Genomic DNA, 18,995 nt, shown 5'->3' with positions numbered 1-18,995 from the left:
GGGTTTCTGAGAAGACGGGGGCTAGCCGCCCCCTTTTACTAGATTTATTTGGTTTGGATGTTCGCGCCTTGAGCATCGGTAGTTACTGAAAGATTAGGCAAATCAGCAAGCGATTTTGCGGAAATATATCCATGGCTGCTCGGGCTGTCCCAGATTGCATCCTTTAGCGTGACGGAATGTCCGTCTACAGTAGCCTGGTTAGAATACAGCTGCAATCCAACCGTATGTCCATTGTATTTAAGATTTACTGTGTTTGTGTTGCTATCGTAAGATACAGTTGCATTTAGGTTACGTGCCAGATCGAGGAGCGGTACCATCGTGTTGTCCGTTTGTACAAAGGCATTTTCGCCTGGTATTCCTTGTGCGAGAAGTGCATTATTGAATTGAACTTTAGCTGGTGTTCCCCAAGGAGAAGCCGACTGGCTATTGTCATCTTGATAAATGTAAGGTGTGAAGTTCGGAAGTTGGAAATCAAACATGTCGCTTAAATCGTTGGCAGCCGCATCACGATTATTTAGCGCAGGCAGGTTATATGTCTTCTCCAAAAACTTCAGTATCGATGTATGATCGTATTGTACATGGCTGACATAATTTTGTTTTGCGTAAGGAGAAATTACAAGCGCCGGTACACGTGGACCGTCTCCCACCAATGCATCCGCCGTTTTAACAGCAGTTGGTGGAGCTACATGGTCATAAAATCCGCCGTCCTCGTCGTAAGTGACAATAATAGCAGTATCTTTCCAATAAGGGCTGTTCATAATTGCGTTAATGGTTTTAACGGTAAAATCCTCTGCGGATGGCGAACTTTGATTGCCCAATCCCGGATGTTCATCGTCACCGTATCCGCCTTTTACAAAGCTTACTTGTGACAATGTTCCATTTGTAACATCTTGTATGAAATTATTATAGTCTTTTAAGTTATTATTATATTTCCCGTCCTCATAATTTTGAAAATATTGGAACGGATTATGGTGAGGTGAATATTTAAGAGCATCATCCGAAACAGTCGCAAGGCTATTCTTGTCCGTAGCAGGTTTTGCAGCGTTTGTTGCAGCTTTCGCCGCATCCCAGCCTCCTGCATACCAGGCCCAAGTTTTGTTCGACTCCGTTAACAAATCTCCAATGTTTTTGTAAGTAAGATTGTAGGAAAGCCCCTCCCAGTTATCTCCGCCAAACGGTCCATTTTTGGGATTGGGGTCACCGGTAATTTGTTGTGAGGAAGAATTATTACCCGATTGCGCTGCAACCAAATAAAATGCTCCTGGTGTTGATGGACCTGAAACCGGTTGGAAATAGTTATCGGCTAAAGCAAAGTGCTGAGCGTACTGCCAAAGAGCTGGAACGTCGTTGTAATCGTTGTACGACATGGATAATTTTCCGCGAAGAGGGTTTGTCCCGGGAGTGAAATTAGGGGATTTTCCTCCCTTGGAGTTTTCAGTGTAAAACTTGTCCATTTTACCGCCGTCAACCATCGTGATCATATCAGCATAATTATGATTTACATCTACTTGTTGAACATGAGCTTTTCCTTCATCATGCCATGGGTAAACCGGATTTCCACTATCATCTGGGTTATATACATTGCCGGCTACATCTCTTAATTCATTACCTGCTACATACTTGAAGTTTCTAACATCTTTTGGCGTTCCGTTGACTGGATTAAAGCCAGGTGCATAAGGATACGTACCAAAGTAGTTGTCAAACGAACGATTCTCTTGGAAGATAACTACCGTGTGCTTGATTGGTGAAGAAGTGGTTGAAGAAGAATCGGCGGACGCTACAACTGCAAATGGAGTTGTTGCTAACAAAAGAGCGCCTGTGGATAGAATGAATTGACGAAAGCTCTTTTTCATCTTTATTCCTCCTAAAATATGATATGAAAATTGATTCTTTATTAGCATAGATTAATGTGAACCTCTAATCATTAGAGAGTTATTAAGTTAATATGAAGAAAAAGTAAACAAGAAGAGGATCGGCTGTCCGCCCGACATCACCCACCGAAACTGACAAAAATCGACGAATTATTATAAAAGCTATGCATAAGGAGTGAATCACGATGGCGAATAATTACAAACGCTTCATTCAAAATCAATTCGAAAAAGCGAAGTCTACCGCTTCCGAATTCATTTCTTCAAGAAGTGAAGAACAAGAAGAAAACATGATAGAACTCAATCCTCAAACTTATGCCCAGCTGAAAGCAATCGCCGATATGCAGCATACGACTGTGCAAGCGATCGTCAGTGGAATCATTGTCCAACACCTGAAAAGCGCCCCAGACAAATCAATCCCCATCTCAGTGGATCAAAAGGAAGAAAACCCACTTCTATATTTGGATGGTATTTGCAAACTAGAGGATTAAGGAGTGTTGACATATGGATAACCACTTGAACATTCAGGATGCCATTTTTCTGGATGAAACAGCTTTAGTCGCTTTTATGAATCCTGAAGACCCCCACTATGCAAAAGCCCGTTCCCTGTTTCTGGATTTGCATGATCTTGAACGTGATTACGTGACGACAAACTCCATTATATTTGATCTTCACGAATGGCTTCGCAATGAATACGGCTATCAGCAGGCGGAATATTTTCTGAGTGCAATTGATAAAGCAGCGAGTAAAGGCAAGCTGGCGATCATCTCCAGCAGCCCCGAATTTGAGGGGGAATCGCGGAGACTGCTTTTGGACAGGCCCGAGCTCCGTTTCTCGCTCAGCGAAGCATTCACTGCTGTGACCATGACCTATTATCAAGTAAAACGCATCTTTACTTTTAATCGCAATTTCATGATGCTTGCCAATTTGGATAAGGATATTCGAATCATTCCATCCATCCAAAGCTTTTAAGACAAATACAGCCTGCCCTCTTCAGAGGCAGGCTGTATTTATTTCGTTGCTATGCCGTAAACTGCTTATTCCGTCTTGCAACTTTGGTGATGAGAAGATACAATTTCTAGTAAATCGTTTACGGAATGGATGGTGGACTTGTTTTGAAAATGCCTTTCATTTTACGCCTTGTAGGTAGTCGCAAAAGTGCACTTTCGACGATCATCGCCTCCAATTTATTTATATTATTGGTACCGCTTGCAATGGGGCTTTTTTTGTATGCCAAGGTGGAACAAAGCCTGGAGAGAAGCACGACAAGATCCAATGTGGCCATGCTCGAGCAGCTAAAGCTGTCACTCGATAACAAATTATCGGAAGTGGATAATTTAATGCGTCAGGTTGTGTTTGATCCGAAGTTGGATTATATGCTTAAAATCCCCGTTAACGCGAAAGATGCCGATAAATACGAGTTTATTCAATTCATGAGAGACAAGATGAGCAAATATCGCAGTATGACCAGCAATTTTATCCTCGATTACTATGTATACTTCGCTAGCAGCGATACGATTGTTAAATCGGATTTGGTGACGGACTCTCGGACCTTTTATTCCATCTATTACGCTTTTAAGAACATGTCGTACGATGGGTGGCGTCAGCTTGTGGACAAGGAACATAAGATGTCCTACTTGCCTTTAGCATCCTTATCGAACGGTATAGATCAAGCACCGAAGAATGTTATCACCTATATACAATCACTTCCCGTTCAATCGCAATCCCAAAATCTCGGAAGTTTTATCGTGCTTATTGATGTTGAGCAAGTTAAGGAATTGTTCGCACAGATGGAATCTGCCAATCATAGCTCCGTTTACATCATCGATAATGCCGGAAATACAATCATGAGCAACAGTGAATTACCGTTTCCCACTGACTTACTAGGGCGCATTCAAGAAAGTACGGGGCCCTTTGATTACCGGCTCGCCAGTGTGGATCAAGTGGTTTCGGTCACATCTTCGCAAAAGGCGGGTTGGAAATATGTGTCCATTATGCCGAATGACGTGTTTATGCAGCAGGTTAATCAAATCCAGAGCTGGTCGATCGGTTTGTTCATCCTATGTCTAATTTGCGGGCTTGTCGCTGTCAGTATCGGGGCCTACCGCACGTACAAGCCTCTCCAAAAAACGGTAAAAGCGATTATGCGCGGGAAAGAAATGATCATGCGCCCTTCCTCGAATGAATACGAATTTATTCAGCAAACCGTCGAAGGCTCTATCCATGAAGAAAAATACCTACGCAGTACCTTAGCGCAGCAAATACCGTTTATCCGGGCCAACTACTTGTCCCGTCTGCTGAATGGTTACATGGATGTGAATATATCGGATGAAAACGGAGATTCGCTTCAGTTTATGGATCTTAAATTCATAAGCGATAGATTTGCAGTCCTCATTGTTAAGATCGAGGATGTTCGTTTCTTGGCAGAAGAGGATGAAAAGCAGTGGGCTCATGCAAGGTTTATCGTTTCAAATATCGGTACGGATCTGATTTCGGCTAATCATAAAGGCTTCTCCGTCGAGCTTGATCGAGATCGCATTGCGTTTCTCATGAACTTATCGACGAATAGGGAGAACTTAGCCGAAGACAATATCCGTGAAATCGCTGAATCCCTCATCAGTATCACCTCTCAACGATTCCAAATTGGGATAACCATCGCAGTTGGAGGCATACATTCAGGCCCCAAAGCTATTCGTGATTCTTACCCGGAAGCGCTGGCAGCACTTGAATACCGACTGATTCTGGGTAAACATGCAGCGATTTATTTTCAGGATATCCTCGAGGTGAAGCAGCATTACTATTATCCGCTTGAAATTGAGATACAGCTCATTAATTTTGTCCGCAGCGGGGATACCGATAATGTTGGGAAGCTGCTCGATAAAATTTACTCGATGAATTTTGATTCCGGCCATATGACACCAGAGTTAGGCAAATGCTTATTCTTCAACGTGACGAGTACACTCTTGAAAATTGTTAACTCGACGAATACGAACCAGGAAGAAGTTCTTGGCGCGGATTTCGATCCCATCAAGGAAGTGTTTAGCTATCCGACGGCGCAAGGCATGTACACGAAAACGAAGGAGCTTTACGAGACGCTTACCCGTTCCTTTAATCTGGAACGCTCGGATCACAGCACGCAGCGCCTGCAGGAAATCATCGGCATTGTGCATAATCATCTTGGCGACTCGAACCTCGGCGTGGCGCAAATTGCTGAACGCATCCAAATGACACCGCAATATCTTTCCACTTTTTTCAAAAAACATCATGGGCAGAACTTGCTGGATTACATCACCCACAAACGGATTCAACAAGCGAAGCATTTGATGAAGAACAAGGATCTGACGATTGTGCAGATTGCTCAAAAGACCGGCTACAACAATGATGTCGTGTTCATCCGAGCATTCAAAAAGCTTGAGGGCGTAACGCCTGGTAAATACCGTGAGACGATGTTTGCGAAGATCATTGGCTCAGACTCATAAAAGGCAGCCTCTTTGAGGCTGCTTTCATTCATATCGGCTACCGACGATTTCTAATACGGACTGATGATTTCTCATCAAGCACTTATTTCTTACTAAAATAAAGCGGAAATGAGAAGTAGAGAGTATTCATGTTTATGCAGGTGAAGCATACTTGGAAGCAGGTGCCGGGATTACGATAATCGGTGCCAACCAAGCTTAGTGTTACTCATATAAAGGGAGGCAAGAAGAATGAAGAAAAGTTTGAAGCAAGTTGGATCCGTCATCCTGCTTTCTGTCCTGGTAGCTTCGGCAGCCGCCTGCAGCAGTGATACAGGAGGCAAGAGTTCATCGGCAACGCCGCAGTCAAGCAATGAAACACAGCAGCCAAAGTTGACTAAATTAACCTATTGGGTTCCGAATCACCCTGCAGCCTCTGGTCAGATGAAAACATACGCTGAAATGGGGATGTACAAGGAACTTGAAAAGGTAACCGGGGTGAAGGTTGAATTTCAGCATCCTCCTCTCGAAGTTCCACAAGCGCAAGAGCAATTCAACTTAATGATTGCGACAAACGAGCTTCCGGATGTGATTGAAGCAAGTTGGGGAGCGACAAGCGGCGCGGTTGTTAGATACCCTGGCGGACCGGAAAAAGCCATTTTAGATAAAAAAATCATTAAATTGAACGATTTGATCGACAAGTATGCACCGAACCTTAAAAAGCTGCTTGCTGACCATCCCGACTGGAAAAAGCAAATTTCAACGGACGAAGGAAGCATCTATGCCTTCCCGTTCTTACGTGGTGATGACAAAGTCAGAGTGTTCTTTGGTCCATCGATCCGCCAGGATTGGCTGAATAAGCTGGGACTCTCCATGCCGACGACAATCGACGAATGGTACACCGTGTTGAAAGCGTTTAAGGAAAAGGATCCAAATGGCAACGGCAAAGCGGATGAGATTCCGATTTATCTGGATAAAAATCTATTTGCTACCGACGCGCCTTTCCTCGGAGCATGGGGCATCAACTACAGCTTTTACCAAGATGGAGGCAAGGTGAAATACGGTCCGATTCAGCCTGAATACAAGGACTTCCTGGCCACAATGAACAAATGGTACAAGGAAGGCTTGCTTGATAAGGATTTTGCAGCACCTAACGATAAACTATTCGATAACAAAATGACGACCAATCTCTTGGGAGCAACCGTTTCATTTAATGGGGGAGGTATTGGTAAATTTGCCGGCCTCATGAAGGACAAAGATCCCAAATTCGATCTGGAAGCTGCTCCTTATCCGGTATTGAAAGCAGGCGATAAAGCGATTTGGGGACAAAAGGATTTTGCCTATAACGGGGTGGGAGCAGCCATCTCGACAGCCAACAAAAATCCGATCGAAACCGTGAAATGGCTTGATTACGCTTACGGTGAAAAAGGCGATCTTCTATTCAACTACGGTGTAGAAGGCACCAGCTACAAGATGGAGAATGGCAAAGCAGCCTTTCTTCCCGAAATTTTGAATCCTCCTGCAGGAACCAGCATACAGCAATCCATCGCCAAATATAATCGTGCAACGTGGAGTGCGCCTTTTGTGCTCAGCGATAATTTCCAATTGCAATATCTCGCTCTGCCTCAGCAGAAGAAAGCTTTGGAAATCTGGTCGAAGCCGACAGCCGAGCGCAAAATCCCTCTTGTTTCTCCGACGCAGGACGAGAGCAGCAAATTCGCTTCCATTGTAACGGACATCCAAACGTATCAGGATGAAATGCTTTTAAAATTCATCATGGGCGTCGAGCCGCTCGATAACTTCGATCAATATGTGAAAAAGATTAAGGGCATGGGCATCGATGATGCGATTCAAATCCAGCAAGGAGCACTGGAACGCTTTAATAAACGTTAAGAAAGAGTTGAATGGGGGATGGGCCAGGTATATCCCCCGTTTCTTTTAGAAACTTGAAAGAAAGGCTAGGGAGACGATGACAACGAGAACCTATCGCAATCCGACAGTCCTGCAAACCATACGTGCTGATGTAAAACGTCACTGGTCCATTTATGTAATGGCGCTTCCCGTTATTGCTTATTACCTTATTTTCCATTATGGACCGATGTACGGATTGCAAATCGCCTTTAAAGACTTCTCGCCGGCGAAAGGGATTTTGGGAAGTCCATGGGTCGGGTTTAAACATTTTGAAAGCTTTTTTAACGGTATTTACTTCTGGCGATTAATCAAGAATACCATTTTGATTAACCTTTACGATCTGCTGTTCGGTTTCCCTGCAGCTATCATTCTGGCGTTGCTGCTTAACGAAATCCGCCACAGCGTATTTAAACGGGTTGTACAGTCCATCTCCTACTTGCCGCATTTCATTTCGATTGTTGTTGTGGCTGGGATGATGATTGATTTTTTAAGCCGCAATGGCCTTATTAATCAAATGATGGGTACATTTGGCATCGAACCTATAGATTTCTTGCAAAAGGAAAGCTGGTTCCGTTTTCTTTTCGTTTCGTCCGGCATATGGCAAGGAATTGGTTGGGGCTCCATCGTTTATTTGGCGGCGATGGCTACGATCGATCCGACGCTATATGAGGCAGCCAGGATGGATGGCGCAAACCGCTGGAAGCAAACGCTGCATATCACGATTCCGGGGATCATGCCGACGGTCGTTATCCTGTTTATCTTGCAAATGGGCAATATGCTGACGGTCGGCAGTGAAAAGGTGCTCCTGCTTTACAATCCGCTTACCTATGGAACAGCGGACGTTATTTCGACCTATGTCTACCGCAAAGGGGTATTAGAGGCAAGCTATAGCTTTACGGCTGCTGTCGGGCTATTCAACTCGGTAATCAGCTTTATTCTGATCGTAGCTGCCAATAGCTTCGTCAAGCGGATCAGCGAGAACAAACTCTGGTAAGGAGATTTGCACATGAAATTAACTTATGGGGAGCGAACATTTGGCTACTTCAATACACTATTGATGCTCGTACTTTGCGCGGTCACCCTATATCCGTTCTTGTACGTGGCACTCGCTTCGCTTAGTGATGCGACATCATTGCTGCAGCATCGCGGTTTAATGCTCAAACCGGCAGGTTTTGATCTTGGCGCATACAAAGCCGTGTTCGAGAACCCTATGATTATGAAAGGGTATCAGAATACTCTTTTATACGTCGTGCTCGGTACAACGATCAACCTGTTCATGACAGCGATAGGCGCCTATGTGTTGTCCAGGCCAAATCTATATTTTAAAAATATTATCATGTTTTTCATCGTCGTGACGATGGTTTTCCATGGTGGGCTCATTCCGAGTTACCTGCTTGTGAACAATCTCGGTATGATGAATACCATGTGGGCCATACTCGTTCCAGGTGCGATCAATACGTTCAATATGATTATCATGCGAACTTCTTTTCAAGGCATCCCAGTCAGTTTGGAGGAATCCGCCAGAATGGATGGCGCAGGCGATTGGAAGATTCTATTCCGAATCGTCATTCCCCTTTCTATGCCGGTAATGGCAGTCATGATTTTGTGGTATGCGGTAGGGCACTGGAATTCCTACTTTAACGCGCTGGTCTATTTGCGGAACCGTGAAGCGTATCCCCTCCAGCTTGTGCTCCGTGAAATTTTGATCTCCAACAATACGGATTCGATGATGGCAGGTGGAGGCGACGACAAATATGCAATTGGAGAAACCATTAAGTATGCTGCGATTATGGTCTCGACACTACCGATCATTTGTCTGTATCCGTTCCTCCAGAAGTATTTTGTCCAAGGCGTGTTGATTGGGGCCATTAAGGAGTAAGGATGGACATTTTTAACACGATATGGATGCGGAAGGAGAGGTTCATGTGAGAAGCGTTACATTCGAGAATGCTCCGAGCAGCTGGAACGAGGCTTTACCTATCGGCAATGGACTCTTTGGCGGCATGGCGTATTTCGAGGATAACAAGTTGACACTAGCGCTCAATCATTATGAGGTTTATTATCAGAAGCTCCATCGTTACAGTAAGAAGTACCGGAATGGTGAAGGTCATGATTTCACGCTTCAGTATGGACGGACTTTTGACGAGCTGAAAAAGTTGGCGGAAGAGCTGTATCGAAATCCCGAGCAGGACCCATTATTTCTATATGGCGATGCGTTATCAAATAACAGCATGTATAGAAAATATGTCAAGCCTTCCGGTGGAGCATCCCATTATCCGACTGGCGAAATTCACCTATTTCCTTCCGGGGATCTCACAGAACCTGACTATTATTCCCTCGGGCTTGATATTGAAAGGGCAGTTGTTCAGTTATGCGTGGAAAAAGACCAAGATAAGCTTGGTGTGAGCACGTTGATTGCTCAGGATGGCGATTATGTCATAACAAAAATCAGTCAGACGAAAGTATCATTGTTACCGTTCGTGGCTATGTCTGTTCCCCTTGGGCGATATGTGGATATGAATGTGAAGTATCATCAACTGGATGATACGACGTTTTACTACCTGGGTACTTTCTATCCGGACGGTGAAGATAAAGAGCGATACGATCCGTTCTCGTTCATCGTAATGATGAGGATCATCGGAGCAAAAGGAAGCGCCGTCGCCGGTTCCAACGATTGTCTTCAAATTGCCCTCAAGGATGCGCAGGAAAACGTGACACTGCTAACAACAGTGGTAACGGAGGAGGAAACCAAGGAACTGCTACATACTGCTTTGGTGAGATTGAATAAGCCTTTCTCGCATGTAAATGACATGGTAGCGCATCATCAGGCGCATTGGAAAAGCTTCTGGTCTCGTTCCTCCATCACCTTGCCGGATAAAATGATAGAAGATCTCTGGTTTATCAACTTATACGCAATCGCCTGCTGCAGCGGAAAAGGCGGCAGGATGAGCGAGCAAGCGTGCGGATTGAACGGTTTGTGGGATATTAAGCAGCCGACCAAGTGGGGCAGCATGTGGTACTGGGACGTTAACATTCAAGCTGCATTTTGGCCGCTTTATACGGCCAATCACCTTGAAGTGGCTGAAGCGTTCAATGAAGGGCTGCTATCCTATGTTCGGCTTGCTGAGCAAATGTCGAAGCAGTTTTATGGGTTGGAAGGCGTAGCTGGTGATTACCCGCATGCGTTGTATTTAAGCATTTGGCCTTGGTGTGCGCAATTCCTTTGGGACTATTATCGATACAGTATGGACCTTGATTTTTTACGGGAAAAGGCGTATCCGCTGTTTAAGCAGATTGCAAGGTTTTTCGAAGGTTATTTACAAGTGAATGCTGAAACAGGACGATATGATGTATTCCCAGATATTTCGCCGGAACAGGGACCTTTGACGCGAAACTCAACTTGTACCTTGTCCTCAGTCAAATATTTGATGAAAATAGCTGTAGAATCAGGCAAGCTGCTTGGAGAAGCGGAAGCTGACCGGCTCAGGTGGATGCAAATCGTGGACGAATTGGCCTCTTATCCGACCACAATTTGCCAGCGGTATGGTGATGTCATGCTGGATTCAGAATGGGCACCAGCCGGCCTGCATTTGCGTCATCCTTCGCTTCTAATGCCGATTTATCCGATTGGAGAAATCGACAAAAATAGTGAACCTTTGCTGAGGAAAAGGGCAGAGAATACACTTCGTTATGCAGCCAATCAGACTGAATTCGGCATGTTTCAATTCGGCTGGCTCTCCTGTGCCGCCTCTAGATTGGGCAAGGGCAACACGGCGATTAGGCTGCTGTATGAGCAAGGCATCGACTTGTCGCTCAGGTGCAATGGCTTGTTTGCGGAAGAAACGGAACGCTGGATGAACTACTGCAACATCACGAATGAACCATTATACCATCCACACATGATGGAGGCTTCCGGTGAAATGGTCGCTGCCGTGAACGAAATGCTGCTGCAAAGCTATGATGGTGTGATCGACGTGTTTCCGGCGCTGCCTTCAGGTGAGACTGAGCAGGAACTTTCGGTTGGTTTGTACGATCATGATGTAGAGAAGAAGGTAGGGAAATATGAGAAATGGAGCAATTGCTCCTTTCAAGGCCTATTGGCAGTAGGTGCTTTCGAGGTTAGCGCTGAGTTAAAAAATGGTCGCACATCTTGGGTTTATATCCAAAGTAAGGCAGGAACAAAGGTTGTTATGCGCAACCCGTTTGATTTAAGTGAAAAAGTATTGGTTTCAAGCAAAAATGGTCAATCCTGGAGCAAAGTGGATTATCACCAGGAAGATGGACGGATTTCGTTTGAGACGGAGAAGAACGGGGAGTATGCGATTTATCCCCAAACCGGATCCTTACTGCCTGAGTTATTCTTATCCAAACCTGATCACGTACCCGTGCAAAGGACTTATCCGCTTGTTCACGAAGCCCATACACATCGGCGAGTATTCCTTGGTAAAAACCAGGAAACGCAGCATTTCAGGACGCTCGACCATTTTACTTTTGACTATTACTCCGGTAATTACCGTGAATCGAGACTGGCTGCCTACCGCTTTGATTTTGGCGTGGAATCGCAATTGCTAGATAAAGATTATTACAAAGCGCTGCCCAGACAGGTGCATATGGAAGGTGTTCTTGGTCAATCGTTCCGCAAAATAACACCGGAGACGATTTTCAAACCGTATTCTGGAATCGGATGGGAGAGCTTGGAAGCGCTCAATGCGATGGACCGGGGGGAGCCTGACGAGCTGCGCAGGGATTTTATCGGCGGCATTAGCGATGCGACGTTTCTTGTGGAGCTTCCAAGGGGGAGGTATGATTTGCTGTTTGTGTCAGGAGACAACGGGGAGCCGTCCTACACGGAAGTAGAGATTGTAGGCCAAAGCGCTTGGAAACCTGAGAAAATGCTGAAGGCTGGCGAATTTGCAACGGATATCTTGCCGTTAACGCAGAGTAAGGACGGTTACGTGAAAATACGATTCCACACCTGTAAAGGCTCGCAGTGGAGAGTGAATGTGCTGATTATTAATAAAAATTACACGTATTTGTAGAAGAATCAATTGAAAGGGGGGGAGTGGGGGGATTGGAAAGAAGAACCCGAAGGGTTTTCAACAAATACTAAACAAGGAGGTAATCGTATGCGTGTTAAAAAGAAAGTGAAATTTACAAGTCCAATTGTTATTTCGGCATTCCTCATGGTTCAGGTATTGGGTGGATTACAGACTGCTTATGCGGCGACAGAGAATTTCCCGACTTATGTACAAAATGCAGCAGTCCCAAACCTCACTTCCGGCACCGCTGATATTGCCGGCTCTGCGTTCGTCGACAAGGACGGGGATTTTCATTGGATGTATTCTTTAGCTAACTACGAACAATCGGACAGTGGCGGTTCTTGGATCAAATACAACACCAATAAGGACTTAGGTACGTTGAATACCAATTGGGGCACTACAACAACCTATAATTCTTACTGGAATAGGCCGGGAACCATCAATAACAAGATCGACCAAGCATACGACATTCCAACTCCCTTTCAGGATGACCACAACGACGGTATCGGCGTCTGGATTGATCCGGATACCGGATACTGGTATGCACTGACCAACGACGAGTATCAATTCTCTCCATTTGCAACGAATAACCCGACGAACAATGAAAGAATATCCACAGGTGTCCATAACAACCGAGTCCTGGCCACCTACTCGACAGATAAAGGAGCTACCTGGCAGTTGATTGGGCAGGTTGCCACTTCACCATGGAACGATAGCAATGAAGCAGCAACCAATACGAATTTCCCAGGCTCGACTTGGTCATATGGAGTTGCTGGCACCAGATTTTTTGTAGATAATGTAAACGGTTATTTCTATGTTCTTTTCAACAATCACATTAATTGGAAACCTGGTTATAGCAACATACTCACCTACTTCAGTCTTGCCCGCTCCCCAATCAGCGCCAAAATGACTGAAGGCTCATGGGATGTTTGGTATAACGGTACATGGACCAGATCTGCACTTAAAGGTTATGCAGGCTGGATAGGCAGTCCTATGGGGGCTGGCAGCGATCATAATCTTACCGTAAATTATTCGCCAGTGACGGATAGCCTTACTTTAACCGGCACAGGAATGGACGGCTCATCTCTGAATATCGGCTACACGAAGGTTCCAAGCAGTGGAGACTTTACCTTTAACGATCCCGCAGGCAACACGTATACAGCGAATACGGTGAGCGGTACGATTAAAAATGCAAGCGGTACCAGCATCCCGTCCGTCTCTTATTCCGATCCGGCTCTGGACGCTACGATAACCGTTTACATCCAAACCAACCAGGTATGGATCAGCCAAGTAAACAACTCGACCGGATACTTGACTTCAGTTAAACCAGGCGGCGGCACCCCGGTATTTAAAAATACAGCGACGCAAAGGTTGTTCCTTCCGGTCAATACGCAATACGAAAATGCCTTTTCCTATAATGCTTATAGTGGCAAGTACCGCTCTGTCGGCTATGACGGGTACGTTTACGAGACGGATGATTTAGGCGCTCCGGACACGTTTAAAGTCGTAGGTAAACTTCCGGCTACGGTAGGCAGCTATTTGTCCCAAATCGACATAGGCAGTCTTACCAATCAACAAGTCAGCGGCCGTTCATTCAGAACGATCTCCGATCTGTCCGGTAAACAAATCAATTATTCCTTGGCTGATCCTGGTCCCGGGCAAACTTACTATTCAGCTTACAATCCGCCAAAAGATCAAAATGGAACTGCAATTTCGCCGTCAGCAGCCTATACCATCACAATAGGTGGAAATGCACTTCAGGATGGCACGGCTAATCAATGGCAATTTGTTCCCGTTCCCGATGAATTTGATTCTTCCAAAAATAGTGGTTTCTACAGATTACAGAACACATCCACAGGAAAGTTTCTGAAGGCATCAGGGTCAACGGCTGAAGCAACGCGGGCGATGGGAGCAGCGGTGAGCTTTGGTGCAGCGGATGCAAATGCGAATCCAAGCGCTAATGGAGGAAACGGAGCTGCAAGCGGCAGTGATGAGTGGTATCTTTTACCTGTTGGGAATGCAACTCCGGCCTATCTCACTCCTTCCTCTTCTGCATCGACGATTTCAGCGGCAACGAACACAAGTTTAATTGGGATAACGACTTATAGACTGGTCAACCGAGCAAGCGCGCTTGGCGTCGAGTTTACCTCAGGTCAAGCAGCTTTACAGAGTATTAAATTTGGCGCAAGTAACCCTCAAGCCATGACCATCACCCCAGTAGCGTCAAATCCAAACCTACCGTCTGTACCAACTGGTTTGACCGCAACGGCAGCAAATATGTCTCAGATAAACGTCAGCTGGAATAACGCTACAGGAGCTACGGGCTATGACCTTTTAGTTGACGGTGTGACGGTAAGTAACGTGAGCAGCCCTTATACACATACAGGACTTACAGCTAGCTCAACTCACACATACCAAGTAAAGGCAAAGAATAACTCTGGCTCGAGCATATGGAGTTCACCGGCGAGTGCGACTACCCAAACGGGAATTGTATCACAAGGCAAGACAGCTACGGCAAGCTCAGTACAAACGGGAAATGCTGTAAGCAATGCCAATGACGGGAACACAACCTCTACCCGTTGGGCTGCAGTCACCAACACTTACCCGCAGTGGTGGAAGGTCGATCTAGGCAGCAGCATGAATATTACCAAGCTTGAAAGCTACTGGTACAATAGCACAACCTTTCCAAGGTCTTACCAGTACAAAATTGAAGGCAGTAATGACGATGTGACCTATACGACAATCCTTGACAGAACGAGTAATACAACGCAAGGCTTGACGACGGATACCTTTAATGCAACATACAGGTATGTCAGAATCACCGTAACGGGCTCCAGCTACAGTGGTGGAAATGCTTCCTGCTATGAGTTCAAGGTGGCGGCGAGAGAGCGATAATCGCTCTCTTTTTTTATTGAACAAACTTGTCCATATTGGCAATCCTAAGCATCTCATAAGACATATTCGATTTCCATTATTTGTATTGACATCTATTGGAAGCGCATATATAATCAGTTCAAGTAATACTAGTCATACTAGTAAAATAAATGCTTGATGTATATGAGTTGGGAGATCATTTACCAGGGGAAAGTGGTGGTTGTATGTCAGTTGAAAATAAGGCGGTTTTAAATGCCCCTCTTCTGAAACACGTGAGGAAGGAGTGGAAGTTATACTCCTTTCTGATTATTCCCGTCATTTACTTTATCATTTTTAAGTACGTGCCTATGCTTGGTAATGTAATCGCTTTCCGTAAATACAGAGGCGGAACCAACCTATTCGGAACGGAATGGGTTGGCCTCAATTACTTTCAGATGTTTATGAAGGACCCCTCCTTCTGGAAAGCGTTCCGAAACAATTTGACATTAAGCGTCTTGTATCTGATCGTTCGTTTTCCGCTCACCTTGATTTTTGCGCTGCTTTTGAATGAACTGCGGAGGATTCGTGTGAAAAAGTTCGTCCAGACGGTCTCCTATTTACCCCATTTTATCTCTATGGTCATCGTAGCGGGCATGACTAAAGAAGTACTGTCCATGACGGGGCCGGTTAACTCGCTGATCGAAAAGATGGGCTTTGCAAAGCTTTCATTCATCTCTTTGCCGGAATGGTTCCCGACGATTTATGTGTCCACGGGCATTTGGCAAGGACTCGGCTGGGGAACGATTCTCTATTTGGCAGCGATGACCGGCATTAATACCGATTTGTATGAAGCAGCCAAGGTCGATGGAGCAAATCGATTCCGTCTGGCTTGGCACGTGACGATTCCAGGCATTCTGCCGACGATCATGACGCTGCTAATTTTGGACATTGGCGGCATCATGGGATCGAACTTCGAAAAGATCTTGCTCTTATACAACCCGTTAACGTATAAGACGGCGGATGTTATTTCCACTTACGTGTACCGGATGGGGATCACCGGCGGAAACTTCAGTTATGCGACTGCGGTAGGTTTGTTCGAAGGGGTTATCGGTCTTATTTTGGTCACGACCGCGAACTATATTTCAAAGAAAACAACGAAATCGAGCCTTTGGTAGATAGGAGTCATTCGGATGAAAGAGTCTACATCTTATCGCGTGTTTCAAGTTTTTAACGGATTCATCATGGCTCTGGTCGTCATCATGACCTTGTATCCGTTCTTATATCTAGTCGCGCAGTCATTCAGCTCAGAGGCTGCGGTGTATGCAGGTAAGGTTACGATATTTCCCGTTGATTTTACGGATAAGACGTATCAAGCCGTGCTGAGCAAGCCGGATTTCTTTAAGTATTACGGCAATACGATCCTGTACTCCGTCATTGGAACGATCATTTCAGTTTCCGCGACTGCGGTGATGTCTTATCCTCTATCGAAGGATAAGTTGCGCCTAAATAAATTCTTTATCCCTTTCGTCTTGTTCACGATGTATTTCGGCGGCGGGCTGATTCCGAATTATATTTTGATCGCCAAGACGTTACATATGCGGGATACCATTTGGGCTATCGTAATTCCCGGCGCCATAAGCGCCTTTAACGTGATTTTAGTGAAGACCTTCTTTGCCAGCTTGCCAAGCGAAGTGGAGGAAGCCGCTACGGTGGATGGTCTTGGCGTCTATGGCATCTTCCTAAGAATTACGCTTCCGTTGTCGAAACCGATTCTGGCCACGATGGTGTTGTTCAGCATGGTTGCCATCTGGAACAATTGGTTCGGTCCTTCTCTTTTCTTGCAAACGAAGGATAAGTGGCCGGTCGCTCTCTTTTTACGTCAGATCATCGACAGCTCGATTAATCCGGCCGAAGCGGGACTTAGCTCCGATGCGACCGCTCAAATCGCGGCAACCATTAAATCCTGTGCCATGGTCTTGACGTCTTTGCCGATTATTTGTCTCTATCCTTTCGTGCAGAAATATTTTGTGCAGGGCATGATGATCGGTTCCGTGAAGGGCTAGTCGTTATATTCAGGAAGTTGCGACCGCAGTTTGCATTTGTCCGACATGAAATCGCAGGTTTCCTGTTTCATAAAAATACGATAGATGAAAGGGTGGCAATATGAAAAGATCCAGCAAGGCATTAGGAGTTGTATTGGCGGTAACGATGGCTATAGGTACGGCAGGCTGTACAAACAGCGACACGATAGAATCGCCCAGTAGCGCATCTCCTGGCGTAAGTTCCGCAGCACCGCAAGGTTACACTTTCGGCGAAGGCACAACATTCCGTTCGAACGATCCTGTAACCTACTCCATAATGTTCAGCGATCAACCGACCTATCCGTATAAGAAAGACTGGAGACTTTGGAGCGCAATTCAGGAGAAAACGAATGTATCGTTTGACGTTAACGTGATCCCCGCCACCGAATATGAGAACAAGAAGTCACTCTTGGTCAACAGCGGCGATGCTCCCTTTATTATTCCGAAGACTTATGACGAATCCTCATACGTAGCCAGTGGCCAAATCGTACCGATCAGCGATTGGGTGCAGTATATGCCGAACTATCAGAAGGCTGTAAAAGCGTGGGGAATGGATAAAGACCTGCGGCAGAAGCTCAAATCGGACGGTAAATATTATGTGCTGCCTGGCTTGTGGGAAGTGGCGGGCGGAGGCTACTCCTATATGATCCGGAAAGACATATTTGAAAAAGCGGGCATCGATGTAAAAGGCCTGGAAGGCAAATGGACGTATGAAGACTTCTACGAAGCCCTTAAGAAAGTGAAAGCGTATACCGGTGCGAAGTACGTTATGTCCGACGAATTCAATGGGAAATCGACATTAAATATTACTGCTGCCCAGTATGGCGTAACCGGTGGCTGGGGCATTGCCAACGGCACTCGGTTCAACGAACAGACAAAGCAGTTCGAATTTGCCGAATCGACGAATGATTTCAAGGATTATGTAACATACCTCAATAAACTGGTCAAAGAGGGTCTGCTCGATCCGGAGTCCTTCACGCAGGACGATAAAACCGCGCAAGCCAAGTTCTATAAAGGCGATACTTACGTCATGAACGCCAACTACCAAATACTTGCGGACTCTAAAACCAAGATGCAGGTGCCGGACGCCGACTTGTATATGATCGTTCAGCCGGGCGGTCCGAAAGGCATGCTTCAAATCGAAACCTCCCGCCTCGAGAACGGCGTTATGATCAGCCAGAACGCGCTGAAGAAGCTGGGCAAGGATAAGTTTATCGAAATGCTTCGTTTTGTCGATTGGCTGTGGTATTCCGACGAGGGCCAAATGCTCAGCCTTTGGGGTGTTGAAGGCGAGACTTACACGAAGGACGCAAACGGCAACATTACACTCAATCCTGACATTTCATTTAACGGAATGAATTCGAAGGCTACGAAGAAATTGAACGTCGACTTCGGCTTCGGCGGCGGTAATTTTGCCTACGGCGGTTCCGCTAAACTGAAGATGTCCAAAATGACAGAAGGCGAGAAAGACTATAACAACCGGATCCAGACGCTCCGCAAGCCAAGAATGCTCGCGCCGCCGATCATGGGTAACCCGGACGAAAGCGAACAAATGAACTTGATCTCGAAGCCGCTGATGGATTACGTCGACACGATGACCCTGAAATTTATTACAGGGCAGGCTAACATTGGTACCGATTGGAATACATATGTGACCCAGGTCGAATCGATTGGAGCTTCCCGCTATATGAAAATGGCGAATGATATCTTTAACAAAACGAAGGGCATGCTTGGGTATTAATTATACCCGAGTCATATAAATGGCTGCATAGTTTCTCCGTGAAGAAA

Annotated in this window: 12 protein-coding genes; 11 read left to right on the top strand and 1 reads right to left on the bottom strand. The window is 45.6% G+C overall.

Features of this window, described 5'->3' with window-relative positions:
- Positions 1-44: 44 nt before the first annotated feature.
- Positions 45-1,853, bottom strand: a complete 1,809-nt coding sequence (locus tag ACFQZT_RS04960; RefSeq protein WP_379297134.1) for an alkaline phosphatase family protein — start codon at positions 1,851-1,853, stop codon at positions 45-47.
- A 203-nt stretch (positions 1,854-2,056) separates the two neighbouring features.
- Here ACFQZT_RS04960 and ACFQZT_RS04955 point away from each other — a divergent pair, with 203 nt between their 5' ends.
- From ACFQZT_RS04955 to ACFQZT_RS04905, 11 genes are all read left to right on the top strand, one after another.
- Positions 2,057-2,359 carry a hypothetical protein gene (locus ACFQZT_RS04955; protein WP_379297132.1) on the top strand — a complete coding sequence of 101 codons (303 nt, stop codon included), beginning with the start codon at positions 2,057-2,059 and terminating at the stop codon, positions 2,357-2,359.
- A gap of 13 nt (positions 2,360-2,372) precedes the next feature.
- Positions 2,373-2,840 (top strand): type II toxin-antitoxin system VapC family toxin, encoded by a 468-nt coding sequence (locus ACFQZT_RS04950; RefSeq protein ID WP_379297130.1) that lies wholly within the window; start codon positions 2,373-2,375, stop codon positions 2,838-2,840.
- A gap of 149 nt (positions 2,841-2,989) precedes the next feature.
- Positions 2,990-5,347: a helix-turn-helix domain-containing protein gene (locus tag ACFQZT_RS04945; RefSeq protein ID WP_379297967.1), complete on the top strand. Its 2,358-nt coding sequence runs from the start codon at positions 2,990-2,992 to the stop codon at positions 5,345-5,347.
- A gap of 228 nt (positions 5,348-5,575) precedes the next feature.
- A complete protein-coding gene (locus tag ACFQZT_RS04940) occupies positions 5,576-7,216 on the top strand; it encodes a type 2 periplasmic-binding domain-containing protein (RefSeq protein ID WP_379297128.1) in 1,641 nt (546 codons plus the stop codon).
- A 76-nt stretch (positions 7,217-7,292) separates the two neighbouring features.
- The gene (locus tag ACFQZT_RS04935) at positions 7,293-8,228 is read left to right on the top strand and encodes an ABC transporter permease (RefSeq protein WP_379297126.1); all 936 of its coding nucleotides are present in this window, start codon (positions 7,293-7,295) and stop codon (positions 8,226-8,228) included.
- Positions 8,229-8,240: 12 nt separating this feature from the next.
- The gene (locus ACFQZT_RS04930; protein ID WP_379297124.1) at positions 8,241-9,113 is read left to right on the top strand and encodes a carbohydrate ABC transporter permease; all 873 of its coding nucleotides are present in this window, start codon (positions 8,241-8,243) and stop codon (positions 9,111-9,113) included.
- A 46-nt stretch (positions 9,114-9,159) separates the two neighbouring features.
- Entirely contained in the window at positions 9,160-12,273 is a 3,114-nt protein-coding gene (locus ACFQZT_RS04925) for a glycosyl hydrolase family 95 catalytic domain-containing protein (RefSeq protein WP_379297122.1), read from the top strand.
- 87 nt (positions 12,274-12,360) lie between these two features.
- Positions 12,361-15,168, top strand: coding sequence for a discoidin domain-containing protein (locus ACFQZT_RS04920; RefSeq protein ID WP_379297120.1), 2,808 nt, complete (start codon positions 12,361-12,363; stop codon positions 15,166-15,168).
- 203 nt (positions 15,169-15,371) lie between these two features.
- Positions 15,372-16,301, top strand: a complete 930-nt coding sequence (locus tag ACFQZT_RS04915) for an ABC transporter permease (protein WP_379297118.1) — start codon at positions 15,372-15,374, stop codon at positions 16,299-16,301.
- A 15-nt stretch (positions 16,302-16,316) separates the two neighbouring features.
- Positions 16,317-17,189, top strand: coding sequence for a carbohydrate ABC transporter permease (locus tag ACFQZT_RS04910; protein ID WP_379297116.1), 873 nt, complete (start codon positions 16,317-16,319; stop codon positions 17,187-17,189).
- Positions 17,190-17,289: 100 nt separating this feature from the next.
- A complete protein-coding gene (locus tag ACFQZT_RS04905) occupies positions 17,290-18,948 on the top strand; it encodes an ABC transporter substrate-binding protein (RefSeq protein WP_379297114.1) in 1,659 nt (552 codons plus the stop codon).
- Positions 18,949-18,995 lie beyond the last annotated feature (47 nt).

Source organism: Paenibacillus sp. GCM10027628 (assembly GCF_042676385.1).
In the GTDB taxonomy this organism is placed as follows: Bacteria; Bacillota; Bacilli; order Paenibacillales; family NBRC-103111; genus Paenibacillus_E.
This window is presented reverse-complemented; position numbering and strand designations above follow the sequence as displayed.

What these genes read in the sequence shown, in the direction of transcription:
- ACFQZT_RS04960 (WP_379297134.1), bottom strand. Translation starts at nt 1,853, where the DNA reads ATGAAAAAGAGCTTTCGTCAATTCATTCTATCCACAGGCGCTCTTTTG.
- ACFQZT_RS04955 (WP_379297132.1), top strand. Translation starts at nt 2,057, where the DNA reads ATGGCGAATAATTACAAACGCTTCATTCAAAATCAATTCGAAAAAGCG.
- ACFQZT_RS04950 (WP_379297130.1), top strand. Translation starts at nt 2,373, where the DNA reads ATGGATAACCACTTGAACATTCAGGATGCCATTTTTCTGGATGAAACA.
- ACFQZT_RS04945 (WP_379297967.1), top strand. Translation starts at nt 2,990, where the DNA reads ATGCCTTTCATTTTACGCCTTGTAGGTAGTCGCAAAAGTGCACTTTCG.
- ACFQZT_RS04940 (WP_379297128.1), top strand. Translation starts at nt 5,576, where the DNA reads ATGAAGAAAAGTTTGAAGCAAGTTGGATCCGTCATCCTGCTTTCTGTC.
- ACFQZT_RS04935 (WP_379297126.1), top strand. Translation starts at nt 7,293, where the DNA reads ATGACAACGAGAACCTATCGCAATCCGACAGTCCTGCAAACCATACGT.
- ACFQZT_RS04930 (WP_379297124.1), top strand. Translation starts at nt 8,241, where the DNA reads ATGAAATTAACTTATGGGGAGCGAACATTTGGCTACTTCAATACACTA.
- ACFQZT_RS04920 (WP_379297120.1), top strand. Translation starts at nt 12,361, where the DNA reads ATGCGTGTTAAAAAGAAAGTGAAATTTACAAGTCCAATTGTTATTTCG.
- ACFQZT_RS04915 (WP_379297118.1), top strand. Translation starts at nt 15,372, where the DNA reads ATGTCAGTTGAAAATAAGGCGGTTTTAAATGCCCCTCTTCTGAAACAC.
- ACFQZT_RS04910 (WP_379297116.1), top strand. Translation starts at nt 16,317, where the DNA reads ATGAAAGAGTCTACATCTTATCGCGTGTTTCAAGTTTTTAACGGATTC.
- ACFQZT_RS04905 (WP_379297114.1), top strand. Translation starts at nt 17,290, where the DNA reads ATGAAAAGATCCAGCAAGGCATTAGGAGTTGTATTGGCGGTAACGATG.